Source organism: Knoellia pratensis (assembly GCF_042666395.1).
GTDB classification, from domain to species: Bacteria; Actinomycetota; Actinomycetes; order Actinomycetales; family Dermatophilaceae; genus Knoellia; species Knoellia pratensis.
This window is the reverse complement of the sequence record NZ_JBHTDJ010000003.1, coordinates 243,191-261,644: the sequence shown is the minus strand read 5'-3', so window position 1 is coordinate 261,644 and position 18,454 is coordinate 243,191. Positions and strand designations below refer to the sequence as shown.

The 18,454-nt window shown below is 68.5% G+C and carries 16 protein-coding genes; 2 read left to right on the top strand and 14 right to left on the bottom strand.

The window, feature by feature from the left end; genetic code table 11:
* Positions 1-10: 10 nt before the first annotated feature.
* From ACFQRE_RS11015 to ACFQRE_RS10965, 11 genes are all read right to left on the bottom strand, one after another.
* The gene (locus ACFQRE_RS11015) at positions 11-1,771 is read right to left on the bottom strand and encodes a sodium:solute symporter family protein (RefSeq protein ID WP_380122164.1); all 1,761 of its coding nucleotides are present in this window, start codon (positions 1,769-1,771) and stop codon (positions 11-13) included.
* Positions 1,772-1,924: 153 nt separating this feature from the next.
* Positions 1,925-2,434 carry a VOC family protein gene (locus ACFQRE_RS11010; protein WP_380122162.1) on the bottom strand — a complete coding sequence of 170 codons (510 nt, stop codon included), beginning with the start codon at positions 2,432-2,434 and terminating at the stop codon, positions 1,925-1,927.
* Between the two features lie 81 nt (positions 2,435-2,515).
* Positions 2,516-3,019, bottom strand: a complete 504-nt coding sequence (locus tag ACFQRE_RS11005) for a MarR family winged helix-turn-helix transcriptional regulator (RefSeq protein ID WP_380122160.1) — start codon at positions 3,017-3,019, stop codon at positions 2,516-2,518.
* Between the two features lie 19 nt (positions 3,020-3,038).
* A complete protein-coding gene (locus tag ACFQRE_RS11000) occupies positions 3,039-5,036 on the bottom strand; it encodes an ABC transporter ATP-binding protein (protein ID WP_380122158.1) in 1,998 nt (665 codons plus the stop codon).
* Complete coding sequence (locus ACFQRE_RS10995; protein WP_380122156.1) at positions 5,033-6,769, bottom strand: ABC transporter ATP-binding protein; 1,737 nt, start codon at positions 6,767-6,769, stop codon at positions 5,033-5,035. The genes ACFQRE_RS11000 and ACFQRE_RS10995 overlap by 4 nt, the downstream gene beginning before the upstream one ends.
* Positions 6,769-7,434, bottom strand: a complete 666-nt coding sequence (locus ACFQRE_RS10990) for a TetR/AcrR family transcriptional regulator (protein WP_380122153.1) — start codon at positions 7,432-7,434, stop codon at positions 6,769-6,771. Before ACFQRE_RS10990 ends, ACFQRE_RS10995 begins: the two co-directional genes overlap by 1 nt.
* Before the next feature lie 143 nt (positions 7,435-7,577).
* Positions 7,578-8,096: a CHRD domain-containing protein gene (locus tag ACFQRE_RS10985; protein ID WP_380122151.1), complete on the bottom strand. Its 519-nt coding sequence runs from the start codon at positions 8,094-8,096 to the stop codon at positions 7,578-7,580.
* A 98-nt stretch (positions 8,097-8,194) separates the two neighbouring features.
* Positions 8,195-9,694: a DUF7059 domain-containing protein gene (locus ACFQRE_RS10980; RefSeq protein WP_380122149.1), complete on the bottom strand. Its 1,500-nt coding sequence runs from the start codon at positions 9,692-9,694 to the stop codon at positions 8,195-8,197.
* A gap of 179 nt (positions 9,695-9,873) precedes the next feature.
* Complete coding sequence (locus tag ACFQRE_RS10975) at positions 9,874-10,869, bottom strand: hypothetical protein (RefSeq protein WP_380122146.1); 996 nt, start codon at positions 10,867-10,869, stop codon at positions 9,874-9,876.
* Between the two features lie 232 nt (positions 10,870-11,101).
* Positions 11,102-13,543, bottom strand: coding sequence for a sodium-translocating pyrophosphatase (locus ACFQRE_RS10970; RefSeq protein WP_380122144.1), 2,442 nt, complete (start codon positions 13,541-13,543; stop codon positions 11,102-11,104).
* Positions 13,544-13,710: 167 nt separating this feature from the next.
* Positions 13,711-14,082 carry an STAS domain-containing protein gene (locus ACFQRE_RS10965; protein WP_380122142.1) on the bottom strand — a complete coding sequence of 124 codons (372 nt, stop codon included), beginning with the start codon at positions 14,080-14,082 and terminating at the stop codon, positions 13,711-13,713.
* A gap of 113 nt (positions 14,083-14,195) precedes the next feature.
* Between ACFQRE_RS10965 and ACFQRE_RS10960 the strand changes: the two genes are divergently transcribed.
* Positions 14,196-16,487 carry a DEAD/DEAH box helicase gene (locus ACFQRE_RS10960; protein ID WP_380122140.1) on the top strand — a complete coding sequence of 764 codons (2,292 nt, stop codon included), beginning with the start codon at positions 14,196-14,198 and terminating at the stop codon, positions 16,485-16,487.
* Between the two features lie 54 nt (positions 16,488-16,541).
* Positions 16,542-17,087, top strand: a complete 546-nt coding sequence (locus tag ACFQRE_RS10955) for a hypothetical protein (RefSeq protein ID WP_380122138.1) — start codon at positions 16,542-16,544, stop codon at positions 17,085-17,087.
* Positions 17,088-17,389: 302 nt separating this feature from the next.
* Here ACFQRE_RS10955 and ACFQRE_RS10950 read toward each other — a convergent pair whose 3' ends face one another.
* The 3 genes from ACFQRE_RS10950 to ACFQRE_RS10940 are packed head-to-tail and all read right to left on the bottom strand — an operon-like array spanning position 17,390 to position 18,404.
* Positions 17,390-17,797 carry an Rv3654c family TadE-like protein gene (locus ACFQRE_RS10950; RefSeq protein WP_380122136.1) on the bottom strand — a complete coding sequence of 136 codons (408 nt, stop codon included), beginning with the start codon at positions 17,795-17,797 and terminating at the stop codon, positions 17,390-17,392.
* Between the two features lie 56 nt (positions 17,798-17,853).
* Entirely contained in the window at positions 17,854-18,183 is a 330-nt protein-coding gene (locus tag ACFQRE_RS10945; RefSeq protein WP_380122134.1) for a TadE family type IV pilus minor pilin, read from the bottom strand.
* Between the two features lie 26 nt (positions 18,184-18,209).
* Positions 18,210-18,404, bottom strand: a complete 195-nt coding sequence (locus tag ACFQRE_RS10940) for a DUF4244 domain-containing protein (protein ID WP_380122132.1) — start codon at positions 18,402-18,404, stop codon at positions 18,210-18,212.
* Positions 18,405-18,454: the final 50 nt, after the last annotated feature.

Here is an 18,454-nt window from a genome sequence, read left to right as displayed (position 1 = left end):
CGCGCACCCCTTAGAAGGCGAAGTTGAGGATGAGGACGAGGACGCCCGCGACGATCGCGAGGGGGATCGTGCGCTGGAACCACGGACGGGCCGCCTCGTCCGGATCGACGAGGTCCTCCTTGGGTGTCTCCGAGTAGACGAGACCCTTGAGCTCCGAGGCCGGTTTGGGCTTGGTCACCAACGACACCACGACCGACACGAGGATGTCGACGACGAAGGCCGTGGACGCCGCGACGAAGCTGGCGCCCTGCCCCTCGAGGGGGATGACGCCCACGCTCGCCTTGCCGAAGGCATCCTCGGAGAGGAAGGCCACGGTGACGGCGGACAGGGTTCCGGCGACGAGGCCGGCCCAACCGGCGGTCGGCGTCATCCGCTTCCAGAACATCCCGAGGATGAACGTCGCGAAGAGGGGCGCATTGAAGAACCCGAACAGCGTCTGGAGGTAGTCCATGATGTTCGAGAACCCGCCGGCGATCGATGCCGTGAAGATGGCGATGATCGTCGCGGCCACTGTCGCGAGACGCCCGATGCGCAGGTAGTAGTCGTCGCTGCGGTCCTTGCGGATGTAGCGCTCCCACAGGTCGTAGCTGAAGACCGTGTTGAAGGCCGAGATGTTGGCGGCCATGCCCGCCATGAACGCCGCGAGGAGACCGGCGATGGCCAGCCCCAGGAGGCCGTTGGGCAGCACGTCGCGCATGAGGAGGAGGAGGGCGTCGTTGTACTTGACATCGCCGCTCGCACCGCCGGTCGGGGCGCCGCCGTTCTTGAGGTCCATGATCTCCTTCACCATGACCGCCGCGACCATGCCCGGGAGGATGACGATGAACGGCACGAACATCTTGGGGAAGGCGCCGATGATCGGGGTCTTGCGCGCCGACGAGATCGAGTTCGAGGCCATGGCCCGCTGGACCTCGACGAAGTTCGTCGTCCAGTAGCCGAAGGAGAGGACGAAGCCGAGCCCGAAGACGATGCCGATGACGGAGAGGAACCCGGAGTCGAAGCCGGTGAGGGCCTGGCCCGGCCAGGACTCGAGCTGCTGCGCGGCGGGGGCCACCTCCGCCTTGGCCGGTGCGGCCTCGGCGAAGGCCGTGATCTTGTCCTTGAGGCCGCCATAGCCGCCGACGCGGTGCAGCCCGATGAGGGTCAGCGGCAGCAGGGAGGCCACGATGACGAAGAACTGCAGGACCTCGTTGTAGATCGCGGCCGAGAGGCCACCGAGGGTGATGTAGGAGAGCACGATGACCGCCGCGACGATGAGTGCCACCCAGAGGGGCCAGCCGAGCAGCGCCTGCACGATCGACCCGAGGAGGAAGAGGTTGACGCCGGCGATGAGCAGCTGCGCCACGGCGAAGCTGATCGCGTTGACGAGGTGGGCACCGGTGCCGAAGCGGCGGAACATGAACTCCGGGACCGACCGGACCTTGGAGCCGTAGTAGAACGGCATCATCACGATGCCGAGGAAGAGCATCGCCGGGATGGCGCCGACCCAGAAGTAGTGGACCGTCGGCAGGCCGTACTGCGCGCCGTTGGCCGACATGCCCATGATCTCAACGGCGCCGAGGTTGGCCGAGATGAACGCCAGACCGGTGACCCACGCGGGGAGTGATCGACCCGAGAGGAAGAAGTCGATCGAGTCCGAGACGGCCCGTCGGGCGGCGAGCCCGATCCCCATCACGAAGACGAAGTACAACCCCACGATGAGGTAGTCGACGGCGTTGGCATCGATGAGTGGCTCAGCAGCGATGAGGGCTGGTGCGAGGGCCGATGACATCGGCATCCTCCTCGTGATCAAGGGCGGCTCCTGGAGCCCGAACGTGCCAAACCTACTCCCGGATCACGGCCCGGGCTCGGCGAGCCAGCCGGCCTTGGGAGCGGGGCCCTGTGGTCACGAGAGCCGTGGTCTCGAGCGCAGTGGTCGCGAGGGTCAGGCCTGCTGCTCGGTCACGATCCGGCCGGCCGTGAGGACGCCGGTCCACTGCCGGACCTCCGAGGGCAGGTCCAGCCGCTCGACCGGTGCGAGGTCGTCGAACTCGCCCCACTTCTCGCTGGGGAGCATCCACATGATCTCGAACTCGTTGCCGTCGGGGTCCTTGCCGTAGATGCTCTTGGTCGCGCCGTGGTCGGACTGACCGGTGAAGGCGCCAGCGCCCGTCAGCAGCTCTCTGGCGGTCTCGAGGTCCTCGATCGCATCGACCTGCCAGGCGAGGTGGTAGAGCCCGACGCCGCGCCCCTTGGGTGCCGCGTCGGGGCCCACACCGAAGAGGCCGAGGTCGTGGTGGTTGCCCGAGCGGGCCAGTCGCAGGAATGCTGCGCCCATGCGCGGCTCACTCGCGGCAATCTCCATGCCGAACACTTCCGTGTAGAAGGCGACCGAGCGCTCGAGGTCGGCGACATAGAAGACGGCGTGGTTGAGGCGGACCGGGTCGATGCCCATGGGGACTCCTGAGGTGGTGGCGTGTTAGTTGAATCTACAACTAACTGTAACGGAGTCCGGCGCCGCCATGTTCCGCCGAGGTCAGGAGATGCTGGCGCGAGGGTCCTGGGGGGCGTCGCCCGCAGGGTCGACGGTCGTGAGAATGGCGGCGAGCGCGTCGGAGAGCGCCTCGACCTGGGTGCGCGTCAACGGATCGAAGACGGTCGCCCGCACCGAGGCCACATGGCCCGGCGCGGCCGCCGCCAGGGCATCCCATCCGGCGTCGGTCAGCGTGGCATTGCTCGCCCGCTTGTCCTCGGGCGCGACGGCTCGCACCACGAAGCCGCGCTCCTCGAGGCGACGGACGACGTGAGACAGGCGCGGCAGGGTCGCGTTGGTCTGCAGCCCGAGGTAGGTCATCCGCAGTGTGCGCTCGGGCGCGTCCGAGAGCATCGCGAGCACTTGGTACTCGTAGTGGGTGAGCCCGCTCTCGCGCCGCAACTGGGAGTCGAGCACTCCCGGCAGCCGCTCTGCGACGGCGATCAGTCGCAGCCAGGCCGTCATCTCGGTCCGGTCCAGCCAGCGCGGGTCGTCCTTGCCACTCACGGGCCCGAGCCTAGTGGGGCTACTCGACAGGCTCGGCGACAGCGGCACGGAACTGGGCGGCATACAACTCCGCGAAAGCGCCGCCGGAGGCGAGCAGGCCTGCGTGCGTGCCCTGTTCGACGATCCGACCGTTCTCCATGACGAGGATGAGGTCGGCGTCGCGGATCGTCGAGAGACGGTGGGCGATGACGAAGCTGGTCCGGTCCTGACGCAGCGCGGCCATGGCCTGCTGCACGAGGAGCTCGGTGCGCGTGTCCACCGATGAGGTGGCCTCGTCGAGGATGAGGAGCGCCGGGTCGGAGAGGAAGGCGCGGGCGATGGTGATGAGCTGCTTCTCACCGGCGCTGATGTTGCCCCCCTCGGCGTCGAGCACCGTGTCATAGCCGTCGGGCAGCGAGTGCACGAACCGGTCGACATAGGTCGCCTGGGCCGCGGCAATGACCTCGTCCTCGGTGGCGTCGGGCCGGCCGTAGGCGATGTTCTCGCGGATCGTCCCGCCGAACAGCCAGGTGTCCTGGAGGACCATCCCGATCTCGCCGCGCAGGTTGTGCCGGCTGAGGTCGGTGATGTCGACGCCGTCGAGCGTGATGCGACCGGAGTTGAGCTCGTAGAACCGCATGATGAGGTTGACGAGCGTCGTCTTGCCCGCGCCGGTGGGACCGACGATGGCGACCATCTGACCCGGCTCGACGGTGAGGTCGAGGTGCTCGATGAGCGGGGTCTCCGGCGTGTAGGAGAACGAGACGTCCTCGAACGCGACGCGACCGTGCGGGTCGTCGAGGACGACGGGCGAGGTGCTCTCGGGCTGCTGCTCGGGAGCGTCGAGAACCTCGAACACCCGCTCGGCAGAGGCGACTCCGGACTGCATGAGGTTCGCCATGGACGCCACCTGGGTGAGCGGCTGGGTGAACTGTCGGGAGTACTGGATGAACGCCTGCACGTCACCCAGACTCATCGAGCCACTCGCCACACGCAGCCCACCGACGACGGCGATGATGACGTAGTTGAGGTTCCCGATGAACATCATCGTCGGCATGATGATGCCGCTGATGAACTGCGCGCCGAACCCCGCGTCGAAGAGGTCGTCATTCTTGGCCTTGAAGGAGGCGCGGGCCTCGTCCTGACGACCGAAGACCTTGACGAGCTGATGGCCGGTGAAGGTCTCCTCGACGAGGCCGTTGAGCTCGCCGGTCGACTTCCACTGCTGCACGAAGTGCTTCTGCGAACGCTTGCCGATGGCCGCCGTGACGAGCATCGTGATCGGGATCGTCACCAGCGCGATGAGGGCGAGCAGCGGGGAGATGTAGAGCATCATCACGACCATCGCGATGACGGTGAGCAGCGACGTGAGCAGCTGGCTGAGCGTCTGTTGCAGGCTCTGCGCCACGTTGTCGATGTCGTTGGTGACGCGGCTGAGGAGCTCACCACGCGGCTGGTTGTCGAAGTAGGGCAACGGCAACCGGTTGAGCTTGTCCTCGACGTCACGTCGCAAATTGAAGATCGTCCGGTTCACCGCGCCGGTGAGGATGTAGCTGCTGGCCCACTGCAGGAGGCTGGCCACGACATAGATCCCCAGCACGATGAGCAGGACGCGGCCCACGGCACCGAAGTCGATGCCTGCACCCGGGATGAGATGCGGCATACCCGCGACGAGGTCGGCGAAGGTGTCCTGGCCGTTGGCGCGGAGCCCGGCAACGATCTGGTCGATCGAACCCTCGGACGGAAGCTTCTTGCCGACGAAGCCCGCGAAGATGAGGTCGGTGGCCTTGCCGAGGATCTTGGGACCGATGGCGTTGAGGATGACGCTGGCGAGAGCGAAGGCCAGGACGCCGTAGAGCGCCAGGCGTTCGGGCTTGAGGAGTCCGAGCAGCCGCTTGGCCGACGGCTTGAAGTTCGTCGACTTCTCGGTCGGCTGACCGAGACGCATGTGCGGCGGTCCACCTCGTTGCGACGCGGCCGGGCCCCGTCGCTGTTCAGCGGCCTTCTCTTCCTCGGTGAGGATGCGTTCCCCGCTCATGCTGCTGCCTCCTCTGCGCTGCGCTGGCTCTCGACGATCTCGACAAAGGTCGGACACGTCTCCAGCAGCTCGTCGTGTGTCCCCGTGCCGACCACGGCGCCGTCCTCGAGGACGATGATCTGGTCGGCGTCGATGATCGTCGAAACCCGTTGTGCGACAACGATGACCGTTGTATGCCGGGTGACCGGCCTGAGTGCCGCCCGGAGCCTTGCGTCCGTGGACAGGTCGAGGGCCGAGAAGCTGTCGTCGAAGAGATAGACGTCGGGCTTCGCGACGAGTGCTCGGGCGATGGCGAGTCGTTGGCGCTGGCCGCCGGAGACGTTGGTGCCTCCTTGGGCGATCGCGGACTCGAGCCCGTCGGGCATGGCCTGGACGAAGTCCTCGGCCTGCGCGATGCGCAGCGCCTCCCACAGCTCCTCGTCGGTGGCGTTCGAGTCGCCGTAGCGAAGGTTGGACGCGACCGTTCCGGTGAAGAGGTAGGGCTTCTGCGGCACGAGTCCGATCCGCGACCAGACGTCCTCAAGGGCCGCCTCGCGGACGTCGACTCCGCCGAGCAACACGGCCCCCCCGGTGACGTCATAGAGCCGCGGGATGACCGATAGCAGGGTCGACTTGCCGGAGCCCGTGCTGCCGATGATCGCGGTCGTCTGGCCGGGCTCTGCCGTGATCGACACCCCCTGCAGCACAGGCACATCGGCGCCCGGGTAGGCGAACTCGACGTCGCGCAGCTCGACGGACGTGCCGCCGACCGGGATGGCGACGGGGCTCGTCGGGGGGACCACGGTCGAGTCGGTGTCGAGGACCTCGGCGATGCGTCCGGCCGAGACCGTGGCGCGCGGGATCATCATCGACATGAAGGTCGCCATCATCACCGACATGAGGATCTGCATCAGGTAGCTCATGAAGGCGGTGAGCTCACCGATCTGCATCTGGCCGTTGTCGACGCGCTGGGCGCCGAACCACAGCACCGCGACCGTCGAGGCGTTGAAGATGACCATGACGATCGGGAAGACCAGCGCCATGAGCCTGCCGACGGCCAGGGCCGTGCCGGTGTACTGCGTGTTGGCATCGGCGAAACGCGCGCGCTCGTGGTCCTCACGGACGAAGGCGCGAACGACGCGGATGCCGGTGATCTGCTCGCGCAGCACCCGGTTCACCCAGTCGACCGACTCCTGCATGATGCGGAAGTTGGGGATCATCCTGCGGATCACGAGGGCAACGCTGAGGGCGAGCAGAGGCACCGCGACGGCCACGAGCCAGGACAGTCCCGCGTCCTCGCGCACCGCCATGACGATCCCGCCGACCATCATGATCGGAGCCGACACCATCATTGCGGCACCCATGAAGACGACCGTCTGCACCTGGGTGACGTCGTTGGTGTTGCGCGAGATCAGCGTCGGCGCACCGAATCGCGACACCTCCTGCGCGGAGAAGTCCCCGACGCGCGCAAAGATGCCGGCGCGCAGGTCCCGGCCCATGCCGGCCGCGGCGCGGGCCCCGAGATAGGTCGCCGCCACGGTCGCAGCGATCTGGACGAGTGACACCGCGAGCATCCAGCCGCCGGCCGACATGATGTAGCCCGTGTCGCCCTTGGCCACGCCCTGGTCGATGATGCGGCCGTTGAGGCTGGGCAGATAGAGCGAGGCGATGGTGCCCGCCAGTTGGAGCAGGACGAGCACCGTGATCGCCCCGCGATAGGGGCGCAGGTAGTCGCGCATGAGTCGAAGCAGCACTACTTCTTCCTCCGGGTCGTGGTGGATGTGGCCCTGGCGTTCTTGGTGGCCTCGGCGTTCTTGGTGGCCTTGGTCGTCGGACGCCTCAGCGCGCCCTCGAGCAGGACGTCGACGAGCTGCTCCGGGGTGGAGTTGTTGCCGTCGAGCATGGGATGGACGCTCGACAGGGTGAGCATCCGCAGGTAGCCGATAAAGGTTGTGGCCGGGACCCGGAGCTGGTGCTCGTCGGGCCCGATGAGGTCGACGAACGCAGCGTCGAGCTCGGCCGTCGCCTGCTGACGGCGCTGAAACGCATCTCGTCCGGTGGGCGGCTTGAGGGGTTCCCCCGAGGAGTGCAGGACGGTCATCAGGGCGAAGACGCCCTCAAGGTGCGTCTGCATGATCGCGACGGCGGCTGCGAGTCGATCACGCATCGCGAGCGCGCGGTCGATGGTGGCGAGTTCCCCAATGATCGTCGAGTTGTCGAACGCGTCGTGGACACACGCGTGGATGAGATCGTGCTTGCTCTCGAACACCCGGAAGATCGTGCCCTCGGCAATGCCCGCAGCCTTGGCGATCTCCTTGGTGCTGACCGTCGTGCCCTTCTCGCGCAGGAGAGGGATGGTCGCGGCAATGATCGAGGCCCGACGGTCGTCGGGGCTCAGGGCGGGGGCACGAGGAGGCACGTCCTCAAGTATGAGTGAGTGAGCACTCACTCACAACAAGTTTTCTGACCTGCGCAAATGCCGACCAACATGCACGGATCGGCCCGCCCACTCATTCGTGGCCGAGCCGATCCGCGGTCTGGGGGCTTGTGCTGTGGCAGGACTCAGCCGTCGGAGTGGAGCTGACCTCGAACCGCACCGGACGGGAACTCGCTGTTGTGCACGTTGACGTAGTACGCCTCCGGGTTGGCCAGAATCGTCTGGACCTCGCCGGGGTCAAGACCCTTGCCTGCCTCACCCTCCGTCAGACAGTCCGCCGACTGCCCGCCCTGCGGGAACGCCAGGTTGACCTCGACCGGGCCGTTGGTGCCCTTGGCTCCCTTGTGGATGTGCGCCATCCGCGCTCCGCCCGGGGCCAGGTCGAGCTCGGCGATCTTGCTCACCTCAAGGATGTAGCAGAGCGTCGTGGGGTCGCCGTCGATGCCGAAGACGTAGGCCTCGCCACGACCGTTCGGGTCGCCGACGACACCGTTGGCACCGGTGGAGCTGACTTCGGCGCGTCCGGTGAGGTGGGCGCCGATGAGGGCGTTGGTGTGACCGGCCTGAGCCGACGTGGGAGCCAGCATGAGGCCGGCCGCGAGTCCGGCGACGCCCATGGCGCCTCCGACGAGAATGCGCTTCATTGCGGATCAACTCACTTTCGCAGGGAGGGCCGGGAGTCGACCCTGTACGTCGTTCGTTGCGGACGTCGATCCGGATTGCTCGGCGGCGCCCACCGCATTCAGACGAGCAGTCCGTCCTTGGCCGCGTCACGGACGAAGGCCACCACTTCACGTTCGGTCTCGTCCGCATCACCCTCGAGGATCCCGGCGATCGCGCTCGCCGCTTGCCTTGGCGTGAGCTCACCATCCGCAACTGAGAGGTATGCCGCGGTCACCGTCGTGAGCGTGATGATCCGTCCCAGCCCACCACCTTGGCGAGCCACGATGACCGACGGGTCGGGCGCGCCCGGCCGGGTATGGCGTTCCTCTGTGACGTCCGGGGTCGCGGTCCACGCCCGGTCGAGGACGTCGTCGTCGGAGTGCTCCGCCAACCAGGTGCGCGCCTCGAGCCCCACCCGAACGCTCTCCCCCATCGCCGGTGGCACCGGCCCACGCTCGTCCATGAGGTCGACGAACGGCTCCCGGTCCCCGACCGGACGCTGGAGGGTGATGACTCCGAAGCCGATCGACTCGACATCGCGAGATGCGAAGTCGTCGAGCCACGCGGCATACATGGCATCGAAATCCGCCGTGCCCGGGTGGTGACCGCCGTCGCGGGACCACGTCTCGGCATACTCTGCGGGGTCCTGGACCTCGCGCTGGACGACCCACGCGTCGACGCCCGCACCCTCGAGCCACGAGCCGACCCGCTCGGTCCACGTCGAACCACGCGGCACTTCCCAGTTGCCGAGGAACTGTGCGACTCCGCCGGGCTCCAAGTGCTCACCGACGGAGCGCACGAGGTCCGCCACGATCGCGTCACCGGACGCACCGCCGTCGCGGTACTCGAACAGCGGCACCTCGCCCGAGCGCGGCGTGATGACGAACGGGGGGTTGCTGACGATGAGGTCGAAGCGTTGTCCCGCAACGGGATCGAGCATCGAGCCCGCCCTCGTGTCCCAGTCGACCTCGTTGAGGGCGGCGTTGAACCTGGCGAACGCCAGCGCCCGCTCAGAGAGGTCCGTGGCGACGATCGAGTCGGTGTGCGCGCCGAGATGGAGGGCCTGCACGCCGCACCCGGTGCCGACGTCGAGCGCCCCACCCACGGGTCGGCGAATCGTCCACGCCGCCAAGGTCGTCGAGGCCCCGCCGATCCCGAGGACGTGGTCGTTGCGCACCGGCGAGCCCGTCGCGACCTCGGCCAGGTCGGAGGCGACCCACCAGTGACGTTCGTCGGCGGCATACGGGCGCACGTCGACGCGGGCGACGACGCCGTCACCCTCCTCGTCGACGAGGCCGAGGGCCACGGCGCCCCGCGCGCGGAGAGTGGGCAGGGCCCGGTCGACCTCGGCCACGTCCACCGGGTCGCCGAGCGTGAAGAGGCGAATGAGGGTGGCAACGGGTGCGGTTGACGCACCGGCGACCCGACGAGCGGGCAGCGGTTGCTCCCGCAGCAGGGCGCCACTGGCCAGCGGACCGAGGAGCTCAGTCACCCCGGTGACGGTGAAGTCGGCAGCCCTCAGATCGGCGCGCAGCCGCGCAATGAGGGTCTCGTCGAGGCGAGGCGTACGAAGAGTCACGGCGCGTCAGCCGTCAAGGAGCGCATGCCGCCCAGCCTAGAGCCGCCCCCGCCAAGCCCAGCACGAGCCAAGCCAGGCTTCTGCGCCGCTCGCGCCATCGGCGCTCATCGTGGCGGATGGCGTAACCATGCCCGCGCCTTCGGTCAGCCTCTGCGCCCCTGGCCCCACCGGCGCAGGCCTCAGGCAGCGTCCGGGCGCCGCGGGTGCCTGGCCGCGATCTCGTGGGCGAACCAGGTGTTCACAGCCGACGGTCGAATCCCCTGTGCCGCGAGGACCCTCGCCATCTGACTCGGCCTCACGGCATCAACCCACACCCACCGAGCCATCTTGTTGCCCTTGGCCCTGATCCGGTCCTCGCGCTTCTTCTCGTTCCACAGGGTGCGCTCGGCCTCCTTCGGATCCATCCCCGCGCGCAGGCCGTACTTCTTACGTCCGTCGAACTCCCCGATGACACCATCCCACCCGAAGTCTCCACTGCCGATCAAGCCGTCCTCGTCCTCGAGGGGGACCTGGAGGATGGGCCGAGGAATGTTGAGCCGGAACATCTGGACTCGCGAGAGCGACTCACCGACGGACATCGACTTGCCATCGGCGAGATCCAGCGCCAGCCGGGCACGCGTCCGGCCCGGAGCCCCAGGGTTGACCTGGGCGAACTCCGCTTCCAGATCCGCCATGTTGCAGAGCTCGTGGTGCAACGCATAATCAGCCGCCGCCACGGCGTCCGAGAGCGCCTCCGCGCGAGCAATGTCGAGAATCGTGCGCGTCAGCGTCGTGACCTCCAGCCCCTGCTCCACGACTGAACCATCAACGGGAAGGTGGTGACGGCGAATAAGCCCGGACGAGCGCACCCGCTTGCCCGTGCCGATGACCTCGATGTACTTGGGCCAGGCCGAGACCCGTGGTAACCCCCACACGGCTGCAGCCGATGTGTGCGAGAAAACGCGGGGAGAGTCGGTCTTCATCCGGAGAGCGGTGGCCTGAACGAACGCGGCATGTCGCTGCTCCTGGGTGAGCGTCCCCCACGTCTGCGCCGCGATGACCACTCCGTGCCGAACCGGCACCCACAGCCGGCTCCCTGCCTCGTCCTTCTCATGTGTGCTGAGGCCGAGTCTCCGAACGTCGGCTGCCAGACGCAGCTTGGCCGGGTCGAAGGGCGGAGAAAGTTCTGAGCGCATGCCAGATCGTTGCAGTTCTGGCGGATTCGGCCGCGGAGTCATCCACAGGTTCAGGATGGCCGTCATCACCGGCGCTCATGCTGACCATCGGCGCTCGCATCGTGGCGCCGATGGTCACGTTCTGCGCCGGTGGCGCCACCGGCGCAGAGGGCGGCGCACAAACGGCGGCCGGCTCACCCTGTCGGGTGGGCCGGCCGCCGTTCACTGCTGATGGCGTATGCCGTGTGCCCGCCTAGCGCTGGGCGGGAACCTCAGTGCCCTCGAGCGTCTCGTCGACGGCCTGACCGGGGTCGGTGACAGCACCGGAGTCGGGCGCCTCGGCGTCGTACTCGGCGACGGGCTCACCCTCGTCGTCGCCACCGATGGCCAGGTCGCGCCGCTTGGAGATCGCGACGGCCGTGACGACGATGACGAGTCCGACACCGGCGATGCCGTAGCGGATCGGCCCACTGGCGTCCTCACCGACCGACAGCATGACGATGGCGGGAGCGATGAGCACCGCGACGAGGTTCATGACCTTGAGCAGCGGGTTGATCGCCGGACCGGCGGTGTCCTTGAACGGGTCACCGACGGTGTCCCCGATGACAGTGGCTTCGTGGGCAGCGCTGCCCTTGCCACCGTGGGTGCCGTCCTCGACGATCTTCTTCGCGTTGTCCCAGGCGCCGCCCGAGTTCGCGAGGAAGACGGCCATGAGGCAGCCCGTGCCGATGGCGCCGGCGAGGAAGCCCGCGAGGGCGCCGATGCCGAGACCGAAGCCGATGATGACCGGGCTCAGAGCGGCGAGCAGACCCGGGGTGGTGAGCTCGCGCAGGGAGTCCTTCGTGCAGATGTCGACGACCTTGCCGTACTCGGGCTTGGTCGTGCCCTCCATGATTCCCGGGATCTCGCGGAACTGGCGACGCACCTCGAAGACGATGGCGCCGGCAGCGCGGGTCACGGCGTTGATGGCCAGGCCCGAGAAGAGGAACACGACGGCCGCGCCGAGGAGCAGGCCGACGAGCGTCGACGGGTTCGTGACGACACCCTGCGCGTCCGCGATGAACTTGTTGCCGGTCGCGATCTGGGCCTCGGTCAGCTTGGACGCGTCGATCTCGCCGATCGTCGTCTGCCAGGCGTCCGTGTAGGAACCGAACAGTGCCGTGGCGGCCAGGACGGCCGTCGCGATGGCGATGCCCTTGGTGATGGCCTTGGTCGTGTTGCCTACCGCGTCGAGCTCGGTGAGGATCTGAGCGGCCTCGGGGCCGACGTCACCGGACATCTCGGCGATGCCCTGCGCGTTGTCGGAGACCGGACCGAACGTGTCCATGGCGACGATGACACCGACGGTCGTGAGCAGACCACAGCCGGCCAGCGCGATGAGGAAGAGCGACAGGGCGACCGAGCCACCTCCGAGGAGGAAGGCGAGGTAGACCGCGCCACCGATGATGGCAGCGGTGTAGACGGCCGACTCGAGACCGACGCCGATGCCCGAGAGGACGACCGTGGCCGCACCCGTGAGCGACGTGCGTGCGACGTCCTTGGTCGGGCGCTTGTCGGTGCCGGTGAAGTAGCCCGTGAGCCAGAGGATGATCGCCGCGAGGACGATGCCGATGATCACGGCGAGGATCGCGGTGATGCGCGGGTTGCCCTCGAGGGCACCAATGGCCTGGTCGCGCGAGCCGAGCTCGGCGAACGTGGCCGGCAGGTAGAGCCAGGCAGCGACCGAGCAGAGCACGGCAGCGATGGCGGCCGAGATGTAGAAGCCCTGGTTGATGGCGTCGAGCGCGCTCTGCGTGCCGCGGGCCTTGGTGATGAAGACACCGATGAGCGCGGTGATCGCACCGAGCGCGGGGACCAGGAGTGGGAAGACCAGGCCGTAGGACCCGAAGGCAACCGAACCCAGGATGAGAGCGGCAACGAGCATCACGGCATACGACTCGAAAAGGTCTGCTGCCATGCCGGCGCAGTCGCCGACGTTGTCGCCCACGTTGTCGGCGATGGTCGCCGCGTTGCGGGGGTCGTCCTCGGGGATGCCGGCCTCGACCTTGCCGACGAGGTCGGCGCCGACGTCAGCGGCCTTGGTGAAGATGCCACCGCCGACGCGCATGAACATCGCGAGCAGGGCGGCGCCGAAGCCGAAGCCCTCGAGGACCTTGGGGGCGTCCGCCTTGTAGAGGAGGACGACGATCGAGGCGCCGAGCAGGCCGAGGCCCACGGTCGCCATACCGACGGTGCCACCGGTGCGGAAGGCGATGCGCATGCCCTCGTCGCGACCGTTCTCGCCGCGCGACGCGGCGGCAACGCGCACGTTGGCCTTCGTCGCGAGCTTCATGCCGAGGTAGCCGATGGACGCGGAGAAGAGCGCACCCACGATGAAGAAGCCGGAGCGGCCCATCTTCACGCCCCAATCGGGAGCGGGCAGGAGGAGCAGCAGACCGAAGACGAGGACGACGAAGATGCCGAGCGTCTTGAACTGACGCGTGAGATAGGCCGCAGCCCCCTCTTCGACCGCAGCGCCGATCTCGCGCATCTTGTCGGTACCAGTGTCCGCGGCCAGAACCTGCTGCCGGAAGACGAACGCCATCGCGAGGGCGATCACGGCGATGACCGCGACCCCCACGACGAGCGTGACGTTTGATCCGGTGAGCTCCAGCGTGGACGTCGCCTCGGCCGGTGCGAGCGCGAGTGCAGCCATTCCATCCTCCTTGACGGGTGTGCGTCATCAGCCATCGACGTGTCTCGCGATCCGTTGGACCACAGGCAGACGCGGGGTGGACCTTACCCGGTGACTCAGGTCACATGAACCCTCGGAGGGCGGGTGTGACTGCTCTCACGCTCGTCAGTGCGAGGGATCGGCCTGATTCAGGCGGAGACGTCAGGCTCGACGAGGTCGTCGGGGTCGGCCGCCAGGGCCGCCTCGACGGTGTCGTGGATGGCGATGACCCGGTCGAGACCGGTGATGCCAAAGAGTCGGAGGATGCGTTCGTTGGTGCAGACGACGCGCAGCCAGCCGTCGACCTTCTTGACCGCCTTGAGCCGGCCGACGAGCACTCCGAGACCGGTCGAGTCGAGGAAACCCACGTCCTGCAGGTCGACGATGATGGCCGTGTGACCGGCGGCGATGCGCTCCTCGAGCGCCGATCGCAGCTGGGGTGCGGTGTAGACGTCGACCTCGCCCGAGACGGTCACGATGGTGACGTCATCTCGTTCCGTTGTCGCCACAGTCAACTTCACTACAGCCGGCTCCTTGTTTCGCGTCGGCGTCCGTGTCTCGGACCCACTTCGGTGCCAACCCCCGAAGCATCACACCCCGGGGCCTGTCGGCGCACCGCATTACCGTAACTGCTGTGTCGTCATCTGCCGAGCCCACCGCGATCCTTGCTGCCCTTGCAGCCGGGGAGCGCGGGGCTCGTCTGCGTCACGTCGAGCGCCTGCCCGCCCGTGCCGCCCAGCTCGCCGACTGGCCCGACTGGATGGCTTCTCCCCTGCTCGCGAGCCTCACCGGGTCCGGCATCACGCGACCTTGGTCGCACCAGCGCGAGGCGATGGACCTCGCCCATGCCGGCTCGCACGTCGTCATGTCGACGGGCACGGCTTCGGGCAAGAGCCTGGGCTACCTCGTTCCTGCGCTCACCGCGGTGCTCGACGGGCTCGAGTCCCCGACCGGTCGTGGCGCCACGGTGCTCTACATCGCGCCGACCAAGGCCCTGGCCGCCGATCAGCTCGCCCGCATCGAGGCGCTGGCGATCCCGGGGGTTCGGGCGGCGACCTATGACGGTGACACCCCGACCGATGAGCGCCGCTGGATCCGCGAACACGCCAACGTCGTCCTCACCAACCCGGACCTCCTGCACCACTCAATGCTGCCCGGGCACAGGAACTGGTCGCCGTTCCTGCGGTCCCTGAAGTACGTCGTCATCGACGAGTGCCACATCTATCGCGGCGTCTTCGGCTCCCACGTCTCGTCGGTGCTGCGGCGCCTGCGGCGGGTGTGCTCTCGCTATCGCTCGTCGCCGACGTTCGTGCTCGCCTCCGCGACCGTCAGTCACCCCGCGTCCCATGCCAGTTCCCTGGTGGGTATGCCGGTCAGTCCCGTTGACGTCGACGGTTCGCCTCGCGAGGCGCTCACCTTTGCCCTGTGGGAGCCGCCGACGATTGACGAGTCGCGGCGATCGGCCACGACCGAGGCGGCTGAGCTGTTGGCGGATCTCGTGGCCGCGGGCGTGCAGACGTTGGCGTTCGCCCGCAGCCGGGCGGGGGTCGAGTCGTTGGCGTCGTCGGCGAGGCGACGACTCGGGCAGGTGAGCGGGGGCGCGGAGGCGAGCATCGCGGCATACCGAGGGGGTTATCTGCCGCAGGAGCGGCGCGAGCTCGAGCGCGCCCTGCGCGACGGGGAGCTGCGCGGACTGGCGGCGACCAATGCGCTCGAGCTCGGGGTCGACATCAGTGGGCTCGATGCCGTGCTCATGGCGGGGTGGCCCGGTCGGCGCGCGAACCTGTGGCAGCAGGCGGGGCGCGCGGGGCGTTCGGGGCGGGAGTCGTTGGCTGTCTTCATCGCGGCAGACGATCCGCTCGACACCTATTTCCTCGAGCATCCGGAGGCGATCTTCGGGGCGCCCATCGAGTCGACCGTCATGGACCCCGCCAACCCGCACGTGCTGGCTCCGCACCTCGCTGCTGCGGCGCACGAGCTGCCGCTGACCGAGGCGGACCTGCCGATGTTCGGGACCGGAGCGCGGGGGGTGGTGGACCTGCTCGTCGAGCGGGGCATCCTGCGGCGACGGCCGACGGGGTGGTTCTGGGCGCGCGACGACCGGCCCGGCGACCACCTCAACCTGCGCGGCACGACCGAAGTGGTCTCGATCGTCGAGCGTCGCAGCGGCCGAGTCCTCGGGACGATCGACGAGGCGTCGGCGCACTCACAGGTCCACACGGGTGCGGTCCACGTGCACCAAGGCGACACGTTCGTCGTCACTGACCTCGACCTGCCGGCGGCAACCGCGACGATCGTGCGTGGCGACCCGGGGTGGAGCACTCACTCGCAGTCGCAGAGCTCCTTCTCGATCCTCGGCGCCCAGCGGACCGAGCGGTGGGGTGAGATCGACGTGTCCTTCGGCTCGGTGCGGGTGACGACGCAGGTGACGGGATTCTTGCGGAGGTTGCCGTCGGGTGAGGTGCTCGGGACGCATCCGCTGGATCTGCCGGAGCGATCGCTCGTCACTCGCGGCGTGTGGTGGACGATGCCGCTCGACCTGCTCGAGGAAGCCGGGATCGAGGAAGCCCAGGTGCCGGGTGCAGCGCATGCTGCCGAGCACGCGGCCATCGGGATGCTGCCTCTCGTGGCGACCTCGGATCGCTGGGACGTCGGCGGGGTCTCGACCGACATGCATCCCGACACGGGGCTGCCGACGATCCTCATCTACGACGGCTACCCGGGTGGTGCGGGCTTCGCCGAGCGGGCGCACGGGGCGTTCGGCGAGTGGATCGAGGCAACCCGCGATGCCGTCGCGAGGTGTCGATGCGAGCGCGGATGCCCAGCCTGCGTGCAGTCGCCCAAGTGCGGCAACGGCAACGAACCCCTCGACAAGGCACGGGCGATCCGGCTCCTCGACCTCGTCCTCATGTCCCGCCCCGCCTAGGTCCGAGCCCCTGAACAGGCATTTTGCTCTCAAAAGAGCGCTAGCCTCGAAGGCGTGATCATCCTCGGACTCATCCTCGTACTTGCCGCCATCGCCGCAGGGATCCTGCTTTTTGAAGGCACCTCCCGGCTCACTGACGGCGTCGACATCGACATCATCGGCGGCGGCACCATCAGCCTGCCGCCGCTCGCCCTGCTCATCACCGGAGCCGCGGTCATCAGCGTCTTCTGGCTCGGGTGGGTGTTGCTGCGTCAGGGCTTCAAGCGCGGCGCACGCCGCCGTCGTGCGGCGAAGGAAGAGGCGGCCCTCACCGAGCAGCGCCGCGTCGAGAACGAGCGCAAGATGCAGGAGGAGTTCGCGCAGCGGGAGCGTCAGCTCACCGAGGAGCGTCGTCGCCACGGGGAGGAGACCTCCACCCTGCGCCGCGAGAGCGATGCCCGCGTCGAGGAGCAGCACCTCTCGACCGAAGAGGCCCGTCGTCGCGCCGAGATCGCCGAGGCGCAGGCCCGCTCCCGCACCGGCGAGGGCCCCCGCGCCGGAGACACTCCGCGCACCGACCCCCGCGCCGGAGACACCCCGCGCAACGACCCGCGCGTCTGACCTCGCCTCAGCACACCCCGCGCCTGACCTCGCCTCGGCACACCCCGCGCCTGACCTCGCCTCGGCACACCCCGCGCCTGAGCTCGCCTCAGCACACCTCCCGCGCCTGACCGGCGAACCCGGCGAACTTCTCCCGGCATGGCATCGACCGATGCTGTGCCGGGTTTCGCCATTTCTGCGCCGCTCGCGCCGACGGCGCAGAGCCTGACCACCGGCGTCGCCATTCCTGCGCCGTGGGTCAGGGTCTGCGCCGCTCGCGCCGGGGGCGCTGAAGCTGACCAACGGTGGGCGCCGATGAAGGGTCACGGGCGGGGGACATCTGCCGGGCCGGCGCGGGCCGAGGCGACGGCACGATCGGGGACGCCCGGCCAGCGCGTCGCCACCGCCATCGACACCCGGATGGAAACAGAGTCGTTCTCGCCGAGGGCGCACACAACGACCTGGGCGTCATTGCGGCCCGCCACGGCTGCGGCCCGGGCACACGCGTTGGCCTGACCTTCCTGGAGTGCAGTGGCTCCGGCCAGGGCTGCGAGGTCGGCGGCGGTGCGGGCGCGATGGGCGGCCGTCGCAGCGGCGCCCAGTTGGAGTCCAGCCGTCGTGAGGACCAGCAGCACGCCAATGGCTGCCACCGCGAGGACCGTGCCGGAGCCTCGCTCGCCCCACCGCCCCGGGACGGACGACTTGTTTCCCGCTCGCGCGGGTTCCAGCATCGGTGAGCCTAGGGAGATGGTGCGCGAACGGGCAACAAGTCGAAGGCGTTCCGGGATCATGGGACGGCCTCGGGGACTGCGTGGGCGACGCCCTGAGGCCGGGCGCTGACACCGAGGGCCCTGAGCAGGGGAGGCGAATCGGCCGTGACGTTCACCGTGATCGAGTCGGTGCCCACCTCGAACCCGATGTCGGCACCGTCGGGCGCCTGACGCGCCACCTCGGCGCGAACCCGACCGGCGTCCTCGCCTCGAGCCAGGAGCCGGGCACCCACCCGAGCGGCGTCGACGCACCTCAGGTGGTCGGTGACCACGGCAACTGCACCGAGGGCCAAGGTCAGCACCAGGACGAGGGCCGGCAAGGCCACGGCGATCTCCGCCGTGACCATGCCGGACTCGCTGCGTCGACCTCGAATCACGTGCCCGTGCCGAGAGCTGCGGTGATGACGCTGGCCAGGGCCGACTTCACCGGGCCGGACTTCACGACGAGCATGAGCACGGCCGCGAAGGCGCACGCTGCCAACGTGCCCACGGCATACTCCGCCGTTGTCATGCCAGCTTCGGCTGACTCCTTGATACGCGCCAAGCGACGCGAAAGACGCTGTGTCACAACGGATCTCCTCGATCGGTGCGGGGCGTGTCCCCGCTTCAGGACGAGTC